At 33.2% G+C, this 18,594-nt stretch carries 17 protein-coding genes and 2 pseudogenes; 6 read left to right on the top strand and 13 right to left on the bottom strand.

The annotated features are described in order from the left end of the window. Positions 1–202 (top strand): annotated as a pseudogene (locus V7138_RS23170) (hypothetical protein); the annotation flags it as partial. Positions 203–511: 309 nt separating this feature from the next. Here the strand turns inward: V7138_RS23170 and cls are convergent. Then, the gene (gene cls / locus V7138_RS23165) at positions 512–1,960 is read right to left on the bottom strand and encodes a cardiolipin synthase (RefSeq protein WP_335402142.1); all 1,449 of its coding nucleotides are present in this window, start codon (positions 1,958–1,960) and stop codon (positions 512–514) included. A 216-nt stretch (positions 1,961–2,176) separates the two neighbouring features. Here cls and V7138_RS23160 point away from each other — a divergent pair, with 216 nt between their 5' ends. Then, positions 2,177–2,755: a class I SAM-dependent methyltransferase gene (locus V7138_RS23160; protein WP_335402140.1), complete on the top strand. Its 579-nt coding sequence runs from the start codon at positions 2,177–2,179 to the stop codon at positions 2,753–2,755. Between the two features lie 168 nt (positions 2,756–2,923). Here V7138_RS23160 and V7138_RS23155 read toward each other — a convergent pair whose 3' ends face one another. Continuing rightward, positions 2,924–3,190, bottom strand: a complete 267-nt coding sequence (locus V7138_RS23155; protein ID WP_335402138.1) for a hypothetical protein — start codon at positions 3,188–3,190, stop codon at positions 2,924–2,926. A gap of 449 nt (positions 3,191–3,639) precedes the next feature. Between V7138_RS23155 and V7138_RS23150 the strand changes: the two genes are divergently transcribed. Then, entirely contained in the window at positions 3,640–4,377 is a 738-nt protein-coding gene (locus tag V7138_RS23150) for an HAD family hydrolase (protein ID WP_335402135.1), read from the top strand. A gap of 976 nt (positions 4,378–5,353) precedes the next feature. Here V7138_RS23150 and V7138_RS23145 read toward each other — a convergent pair. The 3 genes and pseudogenes from V7138_RS23145 to V7138_RS23135 form a co-directional block, all read right to left on the bottom strand. Continuing rightward, complete coding sequence (locus V7138_RS23145) at positions 5,354–6,262, bottom strand: NAD-dependent epimerase/dehydratase family protein (RefSeq protein ID WP_335402133.1); 909 nt, start codon at positions 6,260–6,262, stop codon at positions 5,354–5,356. Positions 6,263–6,439: 177 nt separating this feature from the next. Next, positions 6,440–6,589: pseudogene (locus tag V7138_RS23140) on the bottom strand (IS110 family transposase); the annotation flags it as partial. A gap of 396 nt (positions 6,590–6,985) precedes the next feature. Next, positions 6,986–7,771, bottom strand: a complete 786-nt coding sequence (locus V7138_RS23135) for a G5 domain-containing protein (protein WP_335402131.1) — start codon at positions 7,769–7,771, stop codon at positions 6,986–6,988. 873 nt (positions 7,772–8,644) lie between these two features. Between V7138_RS23135 and V7138_RS23130 the strand changes: the two genes are divergently transcribed. After that, positions 8,645–9,139, top strand: coding sequence for a hypothetical protein (locus V7138_RS23130; RefSeq protein ID WP_335402129.1), 495 nt, complete (start codon positions 8,645–8,647; stop codon positions 9,137–9,139). A gap of 189 nt (positions 9,140–9,328) precedes the next feature. On the opposite strand, the gene V7138_RS23125 is transcribed toward V7138_RS23130, so the two are convergent. From V7138_RS23125 to V7138_RS23095, 7 genes are all read right to left on the bottom strand, one after another. Continuing rightward, positions 9,329–10,810 carry a sigma-E factor regulatory protein RseB domain-containing protein gene (locus V7138_RS23125; RefSeq protein WP_335402126.1) on the bottom strand — a complete coding sequence of 494 codons (1,482 nt, stop codon included), beginning with the start codon at positions 10,808–10,810 and terminating at the stop codon, positions 9,329–9,331. Continuing rightward, positions 10,800–11,360 (bottom strand): sigma-70 family RNA polymerase sigma factor, encoded by a 561-nt coding sequence (locus tag V7138_RS23120; RefSeq protein WP_335402124.1) that lies wholly within the window; start codon positions 11,358–11,360, stop codon positions 10,800–10,802. The genes V7138_RS23125 and V7138_RS23120 overlap by 11 nt, the downstream gene beginning before the upstream one ends. A 417-nt stretch (positions 11,361–11,777) precedes the next feature. Then, on the bottom strand, positions 11,778–12,227 hold the full coding sequence (locus tag V7138_RS23115; RefSeq protein WP_335402121.1) for a hypothetical protein: 450 nt from the start codon (positions 12,225–12,227) through the stop codon (positions 11,778–11,780). A gap of 1,190 nt (positions 12,228–13,417) precedes the next feature. Continuing rightward, positions 13,418–14,692: an IS110 family transposase gene (locus tag V7138_RS23110; protein WP_335402118.1), complete on the bottom strand. Its 1,275-nt coding sequence runs from the start codon at positions 14,690–14,692 to the stop codon at positions 13,418–13,420. Positions 14,693–14,909: 217 nt separating this feature from the next. After that, complete coding sequence (locus tag V7138_RS23105) at positions 14,910–15,311, bottom strand: n-acetylglutamate synthase (protein WP_335402116.1); 402 nt, start codon at positions 15,309–15,311, stop codon at positions 14,910–14,912. Further along, entirely contained in the window at positions 15,312–15,572 is a 261-nt protein-coding gene (locus tag V7138_RS23100) for a hypothetical protein (RefSeq protein WP_335402144.1), read from the bottom strand. 162 nt (positions 15,573–15,734) lie between these two features. After that, positions 15,735–16,196: a GyrI-like domain-containing protein gene (locus V7138_RS23095; RefSeq protein WP_335402114.1), complete on the bottom strand. Its 462-nt coding sequence runs from the start codon at positions 16,194–16,196 to the stop codon at positions 15,735–15,737. A 342-nt stretch (positions 16,197–16,538) separates the two neighbouring features. On the opposite strand from V7138_RS23095, the gene V7138_RS23090 reads away from it, so the two are divergent. Next, positions 16,539–16,757 carry a DUF5342 family protein gene (locus V7138_RS23090; RefSeq protein WP_335402112.1) on the top strand — a complete coding sequence of 73 codons (219 nt, stop codon included), beginning with the start codon at positions 16,539–16,541 and terminating at the stop codon, positions 16,755–16,757. Positions 16,758–16,942: 185 nt separating this feature from the next. Here V7138_RS23090 and V7138_RS23085 read toward each other — a convergent pair whose 3' ends face one another. Continuing rightward, on the bottom strand, positions 16,943–17,509 hold the full coding sequence (locus V7138_RS23085; RefSeq protein ID WP_335402110.1) for a DJ-1/PfpI family protein: 567 nt from the start codon (positions 17,507–17,509) through the stop codon (positions 16,943–16,945). A gap of 547 nt (positions 17,510–18,056) precedes the next feature. Between V7138_RS23085 and V7138_RS23080 the strand changes: the two genes are divergently transcribed. After that, the coding region (locus V7138_RS23080; RefSeq protein WP_335402108.1) for a DUF3231 family protein at positions 18,057–18,594 on the top strand (538 nt) is incomplete at its 3' end.

Raw genomic sequence — 18,594 nt, 5'->3', positions numbered from 1 at the left:
AGATTGGATATTTGCATATCCATTAAATACATTTTTCGAAAATACTAATCTCTATAAATTAAAGAAAATTAAACCAATTCATCTTTTTTTATTTTCGTTGGGTTATTCATTTGTGAATTATGGTTTCCAATTAATTTTAGATAAAAAACAACCGACCGAACAACAAATAGGACCAAAGACAGAAAAGGGTCTTAGGGATTAATCCCTAAGACCCTTCATTCCTAAGTTCAATAAGAAAAAGGCTGCCGTATTTAGCAGCAAGTTCTTGAGGTAAAGCACCCGTTTGTTTAAGTATATTTTTTCACAATCTTGTCGAGCGCTTCGGAACAACCGTCGTACACGTACTGAACTCCGGGGCAACCCATTTAGAGATGAAACCAGTAGGCTTTTTAACTGGTTTCCAAGCCATTCTTGAAAAATAACTATGGTATTTCATTTCTTTTGGGATTTTCTCTTTTATAAAGCTTTACTAATAAATGTTTTATTACTTTATGATAGTCTTTGGTTAATTTTATAAAATAGGCGATAATAACCTAGATATAGACTCTTTAAAATGTGACCAAAGTGGACGTTCTTGATACTGTTCAAGAGTAAGCTTCCTGCATGCTTTTATATCTTCATAAAATTGTGTTGACAGTCTTTGTGCTATACCCTCGTCATATACAAAAGCATTTACTTCAAAATTTAATTTAAAGCTCCTTACATCAAAATTAGCAGTTCCTACAGATGATATTTCTTTATCTACAATAACTGTTTTGGAGTGAATAAAGCCACCGTCGTATATGAAAACCGTTGCTCCAGCCATAAGTAATTCACCAATATAAGACAGGGTTGCCCAATAAACAAACATATGATCATGTTTATTAGGAATAATAATATTAACCTCAATGCCAGAAGAGCATGCAATACGAAGGGCATCTAATAAACTCATATCTGGAATAAAATAAGGAGTCTGAATGAGAATCGATTTTTGTGCTGATGAGATCATTTTTATGTACCCATTTTTAATATGTTCTGTTTTTGAATCGGGTCCACTTGTAACTATTTGTATTCCGACATTTCCTTGAGAGATAGGATTAGGAAAGTAATTTGGTTTATAGTTGATTTTTTGGCTAGGGGATGCCTGATTCCAATCGAGAATAAAACGAGTCTGAATCGCATGAACAGCAGTACCCTGTATCCTTAAGTGAGTGTCTCGCCAATACCCAAATTTTTTGTTTACGCCAAGATACTCTATACCGATATTAAAACCGCCTAAATATCCCGTTTTTCCATCAATAATGACTAACTTACGATGATTCCGGTAATTCAACCGCAGATTGAAAATAAAGAATTTGGAAGGGAAAAAGACTCCCACCTCACCATATGCCTCAAGAAAATCCTTGAAATACTCTTCTGATAACCTCCTTGAACCCACTTCATCATATAGAACACGTATTTTAACCCCTTCTTGTGCTTTCTTTGTTAGAAGTTCTATCAGTTTTCTACCGAAATGGTCCTTTTTAAAAATATAGTACTGTAGATGAATATGGTCCTTCGCACCTTCAATATCTTTTAATAAACTGTTAAATTTCCCTATACCATCTGTCAACAATTTAACCGAATTATCTTCAGTTAAAACAGCATCGTTGTTAATTAAATTCATATAGATTAAACTTTTGCCTTTTTTAGTACCTTGATTGCGAAATTTAAATTCATTGGATCTAACCTCACTCAATTGCGTTGTTAACATTTTATGGATTCCAATCTTTTTTTGATCCTCCCATTGAAAGAGATTAGACCGGCTGAGGTTTTGTCCAAAAAGAATATACAATAAATACCCTATCAAGGGCATAAATACAAGAACTAACAACCAAGCCCATGAGGAAACAGCATCTCTTCTTTCTCGAAAAGTAATAATAATTGCAATAAAAATGTTCAATACAAAAGCTAACCCTATCAATAAGAAAGTAATTAACATAGTGAAATCCTCACAACAAAGTTATAGGTAATAATAGTGTAACTAAGTAAGATTTATTTACTCTTGAATATTAGAAATGGTTAAAAGGTTAATGTTTACTTGAGTTGATTTATTATTACCAATTTCCACCTTACTTTTAAAGGTATAAAAAGGTTACTTACTTCCTAACCTAAATTTATTGAAAAATAAATAATTAATAAAGTGCGGTGCTTCGGATTGCAGTTATCACCAAGAATTTATCACTCATTAGTTAGACCGAAATGGTTTACAAAATTATATATCCAAAATCAGATTCAGCAGCATTTTGATCTTTCAAATAAAAAAGTGTTGGATTTTGGAGCCGGTACCGGTGCAAACTGTACCTTATGTACACCTGAACATTATTTCGGTATTGATCCAGATTCAAACAGGATTGAATTCGCCAAAAGATTGAATAAAAATTACCGATTTGAAACTTTTACTGGTAATCAACTTCCTGCAGATGACGATAGCTTTGACTTGATTTTAATTATTGCTGTACTACACCATATTCCTCCAGAAATGGTTTGTAGTTATGTCAAAGAATTCAAACGAATCTTAAAACCAAATGGTAGGATAATTGTTATTGAACCATGCTTGTTTGATAAGTCTCCAATCAGTAATTGGTTTATGAGGACGAATGATAAAGGTGAGTACATTTTAAGAGAAGAAGAATATCTAAATTACTTTACCAATGAAAAATTTCAATACGAGGTTTTAAAAAAATTTAAAAAGTGTTTTTTATATAATGAGCTGTATTTTTCAGCTTTCTTATAATTATGGGAGTAAAGTATTAAGGAGTAATAGTAGATTTGATAGGCAAACGTGTTAAGACTATTCAAATTCTTTTTGCACACTTGTTCGGTACTAGAAGATATGGAAAATGGATAAAGGCTTTCCCAAGGATATAATCCCTTGTGAGAAAGCACTTTTAAAAATGAAAAATTACTTTTCTTGATTTAACTTTATATTGGATACTAATTCTTTTGAAAACTCAGTTATGAAAGAAGGCATTTGACCATTTTTTATAACATTTCGGATAGGTTCCATCATATCCTTGTTTCCATTTCTTCTTAGGCCTAAAACAGCTGCACTGACTCCTAAACCTAACAAAGAGGCCCATAAAATCCCTCTATTATTTCTTCTTCTATTAAACATATTGAAAAGGTTTAGTCTTCTACCTTTATTGAAAAGATTCATCCAGTTTTTCAATATCAAACACTTCCTCTATTGAGTATTTGGAAGGTAAGATAAATCACGCTTCCAAATCTAATATTTACATTCAAATGTTTGAATATGCTGGTAATGTTTGATATAAATACAGAAAATACTAATAATACCTCCCTAAATTATCCACGCTAAAATAAGTTCTATATATGTAAGCGAAATGTCAAATTGAAATATGCTTTAAATTAGCCCAAAATAAAAAGGCTAAAAAAGGTATTAAGGAAATTTCAAATAAGTTGGTTAGACCCTTTCAGTTGGGCAGAATATGATACGGAGATGGTCATACTTTGCATCCCTATTACAAACATGGGAGTGAAATAGATGACTGAGAATAACGAACGCAATCGGAACGGTGGATACGCAAACCAAGGCTCTAACTAATGAAGTCATAGTGGAACAATAGTTAAAGCTATATTCTTGAAAAGGAGTAAAAAATGAAAAAACAAAACATATTATTTAACCTTGATGATACATTATCATACTGTAATAGATATTTTAACCTAGTAATTGACGAATTCGCAGACCAAATGATGGCATGGTTTGACTCGATTACAGAAGCAGATATAAAACAGAAACAGCTTCAACTTGATGTTGCAGCGATTAGTGAGCACGGTCTAAAGTCAGATCGGTTTCCCGAGTCATTTGTTGGTACTTATAAATACTATTGCGAATTAACTGAGAGGGAAAAGAAAACAGATGAAATCCAATATTTAAGAGAGTTGGGTTTTAAGGTATTCGAGACCCCTGTTGAACCTATTCCATACATGAATGAAACGCTACAACGTTTAAAAGAAGAGGGACATGAATTATATTTACACACAGGAGGAGATGAGGCTAATCAACGCAGAAAAATTACCCAGTTAGAATTGACTACATATTTTGAACATCGTATTTTTATTTCGGAACATAAAGATACAACAGCTCTATCCGATATTTTAAAAACCATTAAAGCTGACCCTAATGTAACATGGATGGTTGGAAATTCATTAAGAACTGATATTGTCCCAGCACTGGAAATGGATATCCATGCAATCTACGTTCCAGCAGAAAGTGAATGGCAATATAACATGGTTGACATTAACGTTGAGCATAGTAGTGCTTTTTTTACTGTAAATTCACTTCAAGAAGTTCCTGATGTAATTGATAAACGTATCCAAGATCAAATAATGTAAGTGGTTAGGTAATACCCATCGAAGTACTTACCTAGGAGGTATTGTTCTTTTCTAGACCAGCCAATTACGATATAACAAGATACAATCGTACTTTATATACTTAAATAGCAAGCACTCCATTATTGGTCACGGTAGAGTTGATTAATTTAGAACGTTAGCAACATTACCATTACTACTGTCCATCCATCTAAATTAGACCCAATTTTTAAATTATCTCAAAAGTATTATAAAAAGGGGTGCTCTTTGTTCTCGAATAGTTGTAGCACAAGGCATTTTGAGAAAGATTATTACCTTTTAACATGAAAAGAAATGTATGTAGACTTAGGCGACGACTACTTTGACAAACAGAGAGAGCAATCCATTGTTCGACATTCGTTACGCAGACTTGAATGTTAAGGATACACTTACCTTATAAGAATCTGAAGCTTCTTAATCTATTCACCATAATTTATTGCCTTCTACAGAAGTTAATTTCTAATTTCAAATTTCAACAAAAAGGTGCGTAATCCTTCTTGGATCAACGCACCCGTTACTTTAAGTACAATTGTTTACAAAGTTGCATTTGTAATTTTATAATTTTTATGATTGAATATGGTTGTAATAGGTTCGTCTTTTTCCTTAATGTATCCGTACTCAACAAAAACAGAAACTTACAACCGTAACAGTTCCTTCTAGCTTTCCCCATCACGCTTAAATAATATATTGTCCCCGATTTTAGCAGTTTCCATTTTATCACCACCGAACTTCAGCAAAGAAAAAAATGAAGAAACAATTAAAATATAAGCTGTATTTATTGCTTAAAGGAAAGCACCCTATAGTTAAAGTAGAAACAATCACAATAACTTCTAAATTTAACAAATTCAAATCCTTAAAATGAGTTATTTCCTTATTAAAAAAAGCGCTTTATTATTAAATAACCCTATGATGATTCCTTTCGTTCAAGTAAGGGATGAGTCTTCTAAAATTTAGGATATATTTATATGTTTGTTTTTGATAGAGCAAGTTGATCCTCGGGCATTGGCTTGGTAATACCTTCACTATCTAAAACCTTACGCCATGTATAGCGTGGTTCATATCCTAGAATCTTTTTGGCTTTATCATGTGACATAAGTGTTTCATGTCCCTCTATCGGCCTCTTTAAAGTTACATTAGGGAAATACCTATCAACTAAATCTTTACTGAGGTCAGGCATAATTGTATCCGGAGCTGTAATATGGAATATATCATTTCCTAAATTACTCTTTTCAATTCCAAGAAGGCATGCCATTGCTGCGTCCCTAACATCACAATAAGCCCAAACATTTTTCTTTTGAACATCCTTTTGTCTCTCATCGTTCCAATGCATGATAGGAATTTTTTCATATTCATCTGGCTCATATATATTTGCAAAGCGTAGAGTAACAATCTGTGATTTCGTAAGATTTTGAAACATTTCAGCCAGATTTTCAGTCAACCGTTTTACCATAGCATATGATGACTTTACTCTAGTTGGGTGTTCCTCGTCTAACGGAAGATAGCTAAGTTCTTCTGGAACAAAAGGATACCCTAATACCGTTTCACTTGATGCCCAGACAAGCTTAGGTATTTTGAAATCTTTACAGGCTTCAAGGATATTAAAATTAACGAGCATATTATTTTCAAATATAGCTTGTGACGTATTCCTCACATCGGTAGGAATATTCGCAAGATGGACAACTGCATCACTTCCCTTCAAAAGCTGGCATACCTGACCATAATCACGTAAATCAGCTTGGATAAAATTTTTTGATCTGGATTCTTCTCTCAATTTTTTATCTGATGCAATAACCTCATGACCTGCTTCTAAGATTGTCCTTACAGCCCATCTGCCAATGTTACCTGCTGCTCCTGTTACTACTACTTTCACAAGTTCTTCCCCTTTTCCATTAATTGATATTTACTGATGAATCGTTGTTAGACTTCCCATTAAACTTAGTTTTATCGAAGGTAAATAAATGAAAAAATGAATAGGGGTGTTAAAGCTTAAATTGGATACGGTTATTATAAAAAAAATATCTTATATATTACTATTAGCAAATATGAATTTACTCTCTTTCAAAAAATGAAGTAAGGAATCTAATGCCTTATTGGTGTGGGATACTTTAAAACTTTTTCTGTACGGCTTACCCTTATCAAAAAATGCTTGGACTTGACTTTCCCCTCTTGAAACATACAGACCAACTACTGGATTCATTATTTATCTCTTCCTCTCTCAATTTATTTACCAGTAACCCTATTCCACCTTGAAGTATCATAGCTTCGCTTGTTATGCGAGATCTACGTCCCAACCAGCCTCAAACATTTTCTACAAGTAGGGGGCGGACAGTTTAGTTGACTGGATCAATGCCCCACGCAGCCGTTCGTAAAACCCTGCATATTTTTGGCCTATTTATTTTATTCCTTATTGTGCTAAAGCACCCTATAGTTTAAGTACAATTCTTCACAAGCTTTTGTTAGCGAAGTATAGGATTTTTAAAATACTTTTAAATATTTAACATCACAAGGACTTATGATATCTACTTACTTTTAATAGCAATTTTAAAAAAAGAATCCCTCTCCCCAAGGAGAAGAAACCTTTTTTATCATCACATTAGAATGTTTTGTAGAATCCAGAAGATGATTTACCACCGTTGATGATTTGGCTGTATAGAGAGTTAGCATTTGATGTTCCACTACCATAAACAGCGTTAGCGGCAGCTCGAATACCAGATTCAATTTTTCTGATTTCATTTTGGATAGCATCATATTCTTTTGTACCTTCATCTTCGCCAAGGGAATCCACTAAACCTTGTTTTGTTGTGGCTTTCCACGCGTAGTAGGTAGTTCCATCGAAGAAAATGCTACTCACATAGCTACTTCCTACCACAACTTTAAACATTGTCCCAAAACCATCACTCATTGTGTATGAGTTGTCGTGTTTTGATAGAACACCTGAACCACTTAGGATACTATGAGCTTGAGATGAAGATAGATAGGTTGGAACAGCTTGAACGACCTTTGTTCCTATCTTTACAATTTTATCAACAGGTTGCTTTGTAATGTTCGTAGAAATAATATCTTTTGAAGTTAATGCACCATTGGTATACGTTTCTTTATACGTGATAGTCTTCGTTCCGTTTACTCCATTTTGCACCACCACTTGTTTACCCTTTTCTAAAGAAGCATCATTTTGATACACCGTTAGGAAAGGAATAGACTCAGAAGCCGTAGTTGTTTTTGTTGTTACGGTATCCTTCTTTGGAGCAGGAGAAGAAGTAGAAGTTGATGGTGATTTAGTTTCAGTCTTCTTCTCTCCTTTTACCGTAGAAGATGGTGTGTTTACTGTAGATTGCTTTACGGTTGCTTTAGAGCTATCTTCGTTTTCTGTTTCCGTCACTTTTGTGCCATCTTCTTTTTTTCCTGTTTCAATTTCTTTTGAATTGTTCTCTTCCTCACTATCCTCAACTTTACTCTCTAACTTAGTTTCTTCTTTTTGTACATCATTTTCATTTTGTTTTTCTTTATCTGTAGTTATCGTTTCCTCTATATTTTCTTCTTTAGAACTCTGAGAATCAGCCGATCCACAAGATACTAAAACTAATAATAAAATAAGCGTAAGTAATAAAATAATTCTTTTTTAAACAAGTCAAACACCCTTTTCTTGATAAGTATCTACTTTTTCAATATCGACATAGATATCCCTTTTTTTTACTGGGAATTAAATCCAAAAAGTTCTTGTTTGTTAGCAGGAATTTAACTTACTTTAATACAGGAAGACAAATCTCTCGTAAAAATCTTTATAGTATTGCTTGTTCAACTATTCTGCCCCGTTAGCCATCCATGAAGCGCAAAGATCAGTGCTTCACCACAGAGAATGAAAATATAAAAATCTGTCCATGCTTGTTTTAATCCAGTCAACTAGTCAATCCATAGCAATAGGAATTTTAGCTCTCTCTATTTTTAAAAACGAATGGAGATGGGTCTTCTTTGGTATTGTCTTTTTTCAGAATCAAAGAAGTTTATTTTCATGGTAGTTAAATACTTTCAATAAAAAGGTGCCTTAATCCTTACTGGATCAACGCACCCGATAGTTTAAGTATAAAATTTCACAATCTTTCGTATTGAATGGCGACCCTTAGCTTAGAGAATGCCTCCTTTTATTTTAAGAAATGTATTCTAAACGTTTTACAATACTTCAATTTTATAAATTACTTTTTTAAATAATTATTTGGTTTTTTGAGGAAACTAAATGCAATTAGGGAGGGATAAAATGCAAACCTTTTTTCGTATAGGATTGATTTTAATATCATGGGGCACTGTTTTTTTTCTCCCCAAAAAGTCGTTTTTTAAATATCTACCTGTCACACTTTTTTCATCTATTATTATATTAACAGAATACCTAATAGGTGCTCCTCGAAATTGGTGGAAAGCAAAGGGTGGTATTAAAACAATAGCTAATAATGGATTAGCTTTTGCTTTTGGACCTTATTTCATAGGGAGTCTTTGGGTATTTCGATTAACTTATGGGAGGTTTTGGTTATATACTCTTCTTAATTTAATTTTAGATTGGATACTTGCTTATCCATTAAATGCATTTTTCGAAAAAATAAATCTATATAAATTAAAGAAAATTAAACCAATTCATCTTTTTTTATTTTCGTTGGGTTATTCATTTGTGAATTATGGTTTCCAATTAATTTTAGATAAAAAACAACCGACCGAACAACAAATAGGACCAAAGACAGAAAAGGGTCTTAGGGATTAATCCCTAAGACCCTTCATTCCTAAGTTCAATAAGAAAAAGGCTGCCGTATTTAGCAGCAAGTTCTTGAGGTAAAGCACCCGTTAGTTTAACAAGAACCTTCTTTTCTATTGTTCTATTTTTCAACTTACGAAGTAAAGGCTTAGATAATTCTCTTTTATTATTACAACTTTATATCAGTATGTTTTAGAATTACTCTAAGCTTTGTTCCATTTTTTGGAAATCCGGATTTTCTAGGATCTCTGGGCCAGGATATGTAAGGTACAAATATAGATCACGATTAGGAACGTTCGTAGTGGCCTTTAAGATTTGATTAGTCTCCTTAGAGTAAAAATAGCGGTCACTATCAGCTCCATTAATTAATGATGTAAATTTAGAACCTTCATAACCATCAAATAGATTGTTGAAGTATTTTTTATCTACTTTCATTAATAATATCCAGTTCACCTTTTGATCTTTGATATAAAATCTTGCTAACCCATTATAGTCCAAGATTACGTCTGCCCCGCTGCCGTCCTCTTCATCTACTGAATATTTTTCTCCCAGGCGTTCTATTACCTTATCCATTGAATCGCCCAAAGTTATTCCATGGACATAGAGGTAACCTTTTTGATTTGAAAATGAGGGTTTTTGTAAGTTCAGATCTGTTGATTGTTGTTTCTCGTTTTGTTTTGATTCTTCATGAGCTGATTCTCTCTCACTCTTCTTGTATCCATCTAAATTTGGAGTAAACATTTTTGTATCTATTGGCACATTTATTTGGAGTTCCTTTGGATATAAATAGTCAACAACCTCACCGTTTTGATTGTATGTTTCATATTTTAAGAGGACTCCAGTATCTTTATCAATCCAGAAACGAAATGTTTTTGCACTGTGTTTCTCTGCTGCATACTCGTTTAAATTGCCTTTTATTACAATTGTGTTATGAGTAAGGATCTTTTCGTTCTGTATTTCAATCTTCCAGTTATCTAAATTTTTTAAGTAATTTAATGTGATTTCACGCGGGAACAGTGAACTTCGGGCTATTGGAGGTTGCACGCTGTTCCTATATCTTCTCTCCGAATAGGTTTTAGATGCACTATCTAAAGTCCAAAGAGTATCTTCTTTATAGTACGTTATAGTGTTCGCCACACTATCACCATGATTATACGATTCGACGCTGTATCCACCCATTGGAAACCCCAGTGAATATTTAACAGTGGAATTCATTTTTGTACCATCATGGATTACCGTTTGAATTTCATATTCACCTTTGGCAGTATCGAATTTATTAGATGATAATAGTTTCTTGTAAATTTCCTCTTTTGTCATGTCATTGTAATTTTCTTCCTGGACAGGAGGAACAATAACAGTGTTCTCCGGAATATCCTTGCTGGAGTCTGGAGGGATTTTATTTGGTTCATGTGCCTGATAAATTTGATCGGCATCATTTTTCGAAAATATATCATCGATCCCTGCAATGTAGTATGTGCCGGCTAACAAAATACAAGTAAGTGCAACACTAAATAGCAGATGAATTCTTCCATGAAATGACCTAGAAACATTGTTTCTTAAAGAATTTGATTTAATCGTTTTTAAGACTCTATTCTTATGCTCTTGGGTAAAATGAATATTTTTTTCGTTTGTTATAGAATCCGTTAAAATTTTTTTTAAATCCTTCAGTTTATCTTCCATTTAGCTCGCCCCCTTTTAACTTTTTGTCTAATGCATGCCGCGCTCTATGCAATCTCGTCTTTACAGTATTGGCCTTTGTCTCCAACATCGAAGCAATCTCGTCAATTTTTAGATCCTCATAGTAATATAGAATAATAACCTCTCTTAACTTAATTGGTAAGCTCATTACTGCATCTACAACCCATGATTTTTCTTCCCGCTTTATATTCTCAAACTCAGCCGAGTGACCTGCTTGATCTTTTTTCACCTTTATAAAATCTGTAATAACAAGGTGTCTATATTGCCAACTCCTGAACACGTCTTTACATTTATTAATCGTTATTCGATATATCCATGTCTTGTATGAAGATTCATGCCTGAACGAATCCAATTTCTCATAACATTTAATAAAAACTTCTTGAGCGATATCCTCCGCCAATTGCTTATCTTTCACATATGTATAAGCCAGCATGATCACTTCTTGACCATACTGACCCATTAACCACTTAAGCTTCTCTTCTTTATCCAGATAATCAATTGATGTATCAGGTTCCCTTTCGATTTCAATCATGTATTCGCTTCCTTTTAGGTTTTAAGTATTAGACGAAACTAATTATGTTTAGGTTCGACTTATATATAAATTACTTTAGAAATAGCTTAAGGTCTATAATTAAGTATAAAGAAGAAACCCATACTTCAACACTGAAGTGTGGGTTAGTAAATTTGCATTTTTTTTGAATATCCATTCTTATTTACACTGTTTTATTCTAATGAAATCAGTGTAATCTATTGTCCATGTTATCCCTATAGATACAAATTATTTGTCATCCTTATAAAACTCTTTAATTGCTGTATCAATTGGATTATTAGTGCTATACAAAGTAATTTTCAGTCTCTTCATTTTGAAATCCTTTTATAAAAACTAATTCAAGACTATTTTATTATTCATATTAAATTAACCTGCTTCGTTAGTGCAAGAAGCGACTGCTTATTGAACTTCAATTACAAAAGCATAACTTGAACTTCCTTTTTCCCACCTTGCATGGACATCGTACACATATACACCTTTTTCTTTTGGTACTATTAAAACGTTATCATTTAGCGAAACTTCATCTACTTCGTTATCACTAATCCAATTGCTGACTCCAAATGTATTTTCGTTAGGTTCTTTTTTAAATTCTATTTTTATTTCAGATTCAGGTGATACAGCCACAGGTTTTAGTCCTTGATTCTTAATAAGTTCTGGCGGTGAACTGGTATCCGCACAAACGGAGTTAAGCAGCCTATCCCAACAATATGAACCTTGTGCCACTTCTACTTTTTCACCTTCAACAGTTATGGTTGGTTCTGGTGGATTAATATTAATTAATCCGATAATGAAGTAAATCCCCACACCTAATAAAACTAACACGATTAAAGTAATCAAAGACTTTTTCATAAATTCCCCCCTTATTGTTTTAACATCCTTCTTCAACTCTACTGCCTCGTGAGTTCAACAATGAAAGTATTTTTAATTCATAACTTACTCGAACTGCGACATTTCTCCAATTTTCTTCTTTTAAATTTTCCAATAATATGGTATTTTACCATTAACTCTCACCATATTTTTTTGGAGGTATGGATTATTAATGTTGGGACAAAGGTAGTTTACGAATCTGAAATTTATATTGTTATCTGGTTATACGAAAGCGGTTTCTGTGAAATAAGGAAAGATTTTTCTGTAAAGTTAGTTCAACAGTCAACTCTTACTCTTCTTTAAAATTAGTCTCTTTATATGGTTGAGAGTTACTATTTTTCACTTATAATGCAAATTGTTTCTCATTTCGTCGAATGTTTTAAAATTTTGAAATTGAACAATTTTCTCTGTTATATTTGTAATATATAGGTCCTTGGACATTTGGCTTCGGTCACATAGTCTAGGGACTTTATTTTTTCATTTAACTCTTCGAACTGTGCATTAAAATTTTTAAAAAAATCAATATTTGTCCGAGTCGCTTAATCTTTTTCCGAATATACTATTATTGCTATTACGTGGACATAATAGCATCCACCACCTCCTTAATGGGAATCCATAACCTTGGAAAAGTTGTGGATTCCTACATATATCACATTGAAAAAGACTCATATAAGATTCCTCTAATGACTATTACATTCGAAGTAGTAGTCTTCTTTTGCTTCGCAATTTAGTTCTACTTCGTCATAAAAAAAGTTTTTTCTTATTCAACTCCCTCAGATTGATACGAATATCTCTCGAATGCTCACTTATTCGCAGGATTTCATACCCCTTTAATATGGATTTAAAGGCATTAGAAGTGAGTTCAGATCATTTTGGCTTCGTGAAGGCATGGTTAAATAAAGGAGTTAGCTAACACTCCATATTTTTCCATATAATGTACATCTCCACGCCGCCCTTGGAGGCTTTCCCTCCCATGTCTCAACGGGTCAAACGCCCTCTCATTCCTTCGTCATGCCTATCCAAGGGGTGGAGGCCAGTTATGCTAAACTGATGGGTCACATTGCCCTTTTGTTGAAGAAACCTGGTACTCCGTACATATTTGAATTCCTACGAATAAGACAACATTCAAAATTAAAATTACTACTTCTGTGTAAGTCTAGAAGTTTTTATTCTTAAGCTGCTAAAGGGATTGTTTCTTTCAATTTACTTGGACAGTATTCCTCATTACGCTTAGCTATTCCTACAAAAATTCTTGCTAATTTACCGATTAACTTCATAATAGACTTCATTCTCTTCATCTTTTTGACTTTCACATTATGTGTGTGAAGTGCTTTAAACTCATCGTTGTTCATCACAAGGCTCATGGTAGCTAGGCAAAGGAAACGCCGTAGCCTAGATCGACCACGTTTTGAAATCACAATCTGTCCTTTCCATTTTCCTGAACTTGCTTCAGCTAAATGAAGTCCTGCATGTCTTAATAAAGAATTACCATGAGAAAATCCACTTAAGTCTCCTGCTTCTCCTAAAATACCAGCCAATGAGATTTCACTTATCCCTTTAATCATAAGGAGTTTCTGTGCGAAAGGGATTTTATAGAGCACCTCTTTGATTTGTTGTTCAACTCTATCGAGTTGGTTTATAGTAAGGTCGTATTCTTCTAGTAATTGTTCTAAATGAAATTTATATGCATCTAGTGCTTGTATTGTTCCTATCGATGATTTTGCTAGTTGAAGCAGTAATTGAGCTTTTTTAGGACCAGGTTGTCGCTGCATTAATGACTTCCATCCCTTCATGATATCTAAGGGATCCAGTGAAGCTATTTCAGCAGGAGTTGGAAATAACCGAAGAGTTGCGATTGCCCCTTTACAGGTTATATCTTTAAACACCTGTCTTAATTCTGGGAAGACAATATCTACCCATCTATGAATCTGATTGGCTGAGCCAACTAGTCGTTTTACAATTACATCACGATTTGATATTAATACTCTTAGCTTTTCAAAGGACTCTGAGGATGGACTGACAAATGAATAATAACCGTTTTTCACCATATCCGCGATTACGAGTGCATCTTTCTTGTCACTCTTTGATTGGGTATTATCACGATTCTCCTTGTTTCTTTTAACTAGATGGGGATTTACTGTTACTACCTCAATCTTTTGTTCATCAAGCCATTTCGAAATATTCTTCCAATAGTGACCTGTAGGTTCCATACCTACAATGGCTGCATTTAAATTCTTCATTTCTTGTAAACTTTGAATCCAACTTAATAATCTTTTAAAACCTGCTTCACTATTTTCAAATGTAAGGGGATCTCCGACTATAATTCCACGGTAATTTATAGCCCGTGCAACGTGAAACTGTTGGGCAATATCCACACCGACGATTAAATGTTTATCGGAAATTCTTTCTATTAGTTGATTTTGTTTGTCTTGCATTTTAAAATTCATAGTAGGGCTTCCTCCTTAAGAGTCTGAGTTAGAGTGGTGTCTATACTCATATCTTACTGAGGGGCTTTATTTTTTTCAAACCTGATATTTAACGATCTACAGGAATGCTAAACTGCCCCGTTAGCTCAATTAGGAGTTCAACAACAAGGTGGCTTAATCCTTCTTGGATTAAATCCCCCTTTAGCACAATAAGGATAATTTAGTACGTTCAATAATTTTATATACTAATTTCCTCAATAATTGAATTTCCCTCGGTAGCTTCAGAATCAAGCCATTTCCAATTTTCATATAACCTAATTCGCCCATCTGGTAAAATTTCAGGAGTAGAAATACATTGTCCACCTCTAATTTCATTTTTGTTGTTAACGTGGTTATATCTAAACTCTAAGCAACCGTCTTCCTTTATTACTCCAATCAATGTCCCTTTTACAATTTCGCCTCCACTATATGTTGCTGAGATGATATGCCCCTCTTGTTTGTAATCAAAAATAGTCTTTGAAGAAACTTCACCGTTATCTGTATTTTCGATTGAAACAAAGCTACGACCATTATAATCTATCATTTTTTCTCTTCCCCTTTGCCCTATATTTTTTAAAAAATTATACCATTTTTTATTCAACTAACCTGCACCGTTAGTTAAGAACTTTTTATATGGATATATAATAATTCCACAAATAATTGTTATTCCTACCAAGGAATACACAAAGATAAATGGGGAAATAACCATTCCAAATACTACTTCATTTTGAAGATATTCTACTTTTTCCCATTCACTTGATATATCTGGATTAAAGAATTTTGTTTTTATATATCCAATCCCTACCGTACAAACAAAATAAATAAAGTGAATCATTACTGAAGCTATAAATGCTTGAATCACTAATTTCAATTAACGCCCCCCTTTACATTTATCACAATTGCCTAATCTGTTAATTCAATTAACCTGCTCCGTTAGTAAAATAACTTCAACCAAAAGAAGCGTTAATCCTTCTTGGATCAACGCACACCCCTTTGGTTGAATCAACAAGTTACCTTTTTTGTATTATTTAACAGGTATATAAATATCAATTTGACTATTTGGATTCTCGAGTGTATAAATATCCTCCCAATATTCAATATCAAATGGTCTTAGAGAATACTCATTAATAACCGCATAAGTGTCACCGATTTCAGATTCTGGTCCTTTATGTACAAATTTCGCAAATCGTCCAGCAGGTACAGAATGTGTAACCATATCATTGGGAATTTCCCCATAAGAGGTTACTTCAAATGCTACTATATGTGTGTAAGGTACATCAGGTGTCCATTGACAATCAGGGTAGATTTGAATTAAATATATCCCCTCACCTTCCCTGTTAACGACTTCATTTTTTCTATTAACTAATTCCTCACGTAACCTTCCCACAATTCTATTGTTAAAAATATTATTTAGACTGTCATCTACTGAAAAACCTACCAACTTAATTTCTTCTCTTTCCAAAATATTCACTTGATTAATTTTCATAGTTCCCACTCCTTATCTAATTAGATAATATTGAATTTGGCTATGATTTAATAATTCTTCTTTTATAAATAAACCCCTTTAGTAACTGTTCGACAAAACATTTCTTCTTCAATTAAACTGCACCGTTAGCTCAACAAGAATAAGCTGCTCAGCTAATAGCAGCTGGATCTTTAATTCTTGCACCCTTTAGCACAATAACAACAATTCCACTTCTCATCAAATTCTAATGTTCTTATCATATTAATCTCATTTCTGAGGTTTATTATATTAAATATCGAACAACAACAACATAAAACGATATTAGATTATAAAAACATCAAAAATTATAGGAGGTTGTTTACTTTGCTTAATATAGAAAAAACGTTATATAAAAACCAATCCAACGAAAAAAATCTGTTTGCATTCAATTATAAAGGAAAAAGTCTCAAAGGCGTTTATCATAATGAAGGTGAAGAAATTACATGGTTTCATCCTCAACCTTTAACATTTCTTAACGAACAACATTTAGACAAAATTGAATCTAAAGTTCATAAAGAAATGAAAAAACATTTACTGCATTAAACCACATTTTTAGAAAGTACAAAAAAGCTAGTCCTTTAAAAACCAGAGGATTAGCTTTTTTTCTATAAGCTCTGTTAGTGGTTAGTGTTGATTATTAATAAAAAGACTGGACTTCCATAATTTTGGAAGTCCAGAAAATTTAGGTTCGCCTTGTTGCACTAACGCTACCCGTTAGCTTAATAACATTACTTTGTAAAAGATAAGCCCTTTCCAACAGGTTGAATTGAATTTATTACTGCTTCTCCTACTTTCTTACTTACCAATCTTTCAATTATCCATCCAACTAAATCTTGTGCGGCTAAGCAGCCAGCCGCAGTTGCGATATTATTTTCAACAATAAATGATTCTTCGACAACGGTAACATTAAATTTTTCTAATTCCTTTTTCGCTGTTGGGTAAGTGGTTGCAGTCATACCGTCTAATAAACCAAGAGCTCCTAAAATAAGTGCTCCAGAACACATAGAACCTACTAACTGTTTCGATGGATTTATTTTTAGTCTTTTAAGGTAATTTTTATCTTTATATAGTCTCCTCGTTCCTGGACCACTGGCAAATAAAATTGCATCTGCATTTCTTAGTTCATCAATAGACGAATGGATTGGAACTGTAAGACCAGTAACCGAACTATGAGTTTCTTTAGTCCCATAAATTTGAACATTCCATTCAGGATGTTTAACACGATTTAATATGTCCCAAGGTAAAAAAACATCAATATCCGTAAAATCATCAAATGCAACAATAGCGATTTCCATTAAATCCTCTCCCTCTCCTTATAAAGAATTCAATTTTTTTGTTAAACTAACCTACACCGTTTGTTGAATAAATTCAACAAAAAAGTGCATTAATCCTTCTTGGATCAACGCACCCGTTAGTTCAACAAGAAGCTTTTCTATTAATACATTTGGTATAACTGAATAAATTTGTTTCGCAGATTAACAATAAGTTATCAATTAACACTATACTTCAATGTGAAGGGGTTATACTTTGAATATTCTCTTTAGCTTATTCTCAACCATAATTATAATGGCTTTTAGAGTAGCATTCTTAATTAGTAATTTAACCGCTAGATTAACATCTTTGTTAAGAATGCCGTCTTTAACTTTAAGCATTGAGTATTTCATAAGTGCCGTGTATTCACATTGTTGTAAGAAAAAGGTGAGCATAGTTTTTGCTTGCCTTTTTTAGTGATTTCGTCTTTTCTAAGAGCCTTTTTCCTCTTTAAAATACAATAAGAACTTCATATTTCTTGCTGAATTGGTAAATAATATCCAAGATTATCAAATGAAAAAGGGTGACAAGATGGAAAAGGAAAAATTAAAACTCACATCTTCCGAAATAGGAACTTTGTGGGGAGAGTATGTAAATGGAACAGCCGTTGATATTGTAAATAAATATATGGTCTCTATTATTGAGGATGAGCAAATTAAAGCTATTTTCGAAGATGCTATTAAGACATTCGAAAAGCAAAAACAACAAATCGCTACTTTTATAAAAAATGAGGGGTTTCCAGTTCCAATTGGATTTACTGAATCTGACCTTTTTAAAGGTAAACAGAGGTTGTTCACGGATATATTTTGCCTAAATTATTTACATATTATGACTTTACACGGTTTGCTAGGACACTCAACTTCATTGGGCGTTTCTGTAAGAGAGGACTTACGGTTTTTTTATGACTCCTGTGATAATGACGGGAAAAGGATGTATCATCAAACAATTGATTTATTGCTTGAGAAAGGAAGTTTTCAGAGAGACCCTTTATTTTATCCAGCTAAGAACCCTGAATATGTTTCCAGCCAAGATTTCACAGATGGATTTTTTGGAAAGGGTAGAATGTTAG

This window comes from Bacillus sp. JJ1533, assembly GCF_036965045.1.
Taxonomy (GTDB): domain Bacteria; phylum Bacillota; class Bacilli; order Bacillales; family Bacillaceae_L; genus Ferdinandcohnia.
Note: the sequence above shows the minus strand (reverse complement) of the source record. Positions and strands in the feature narration are given on the sequence as shown.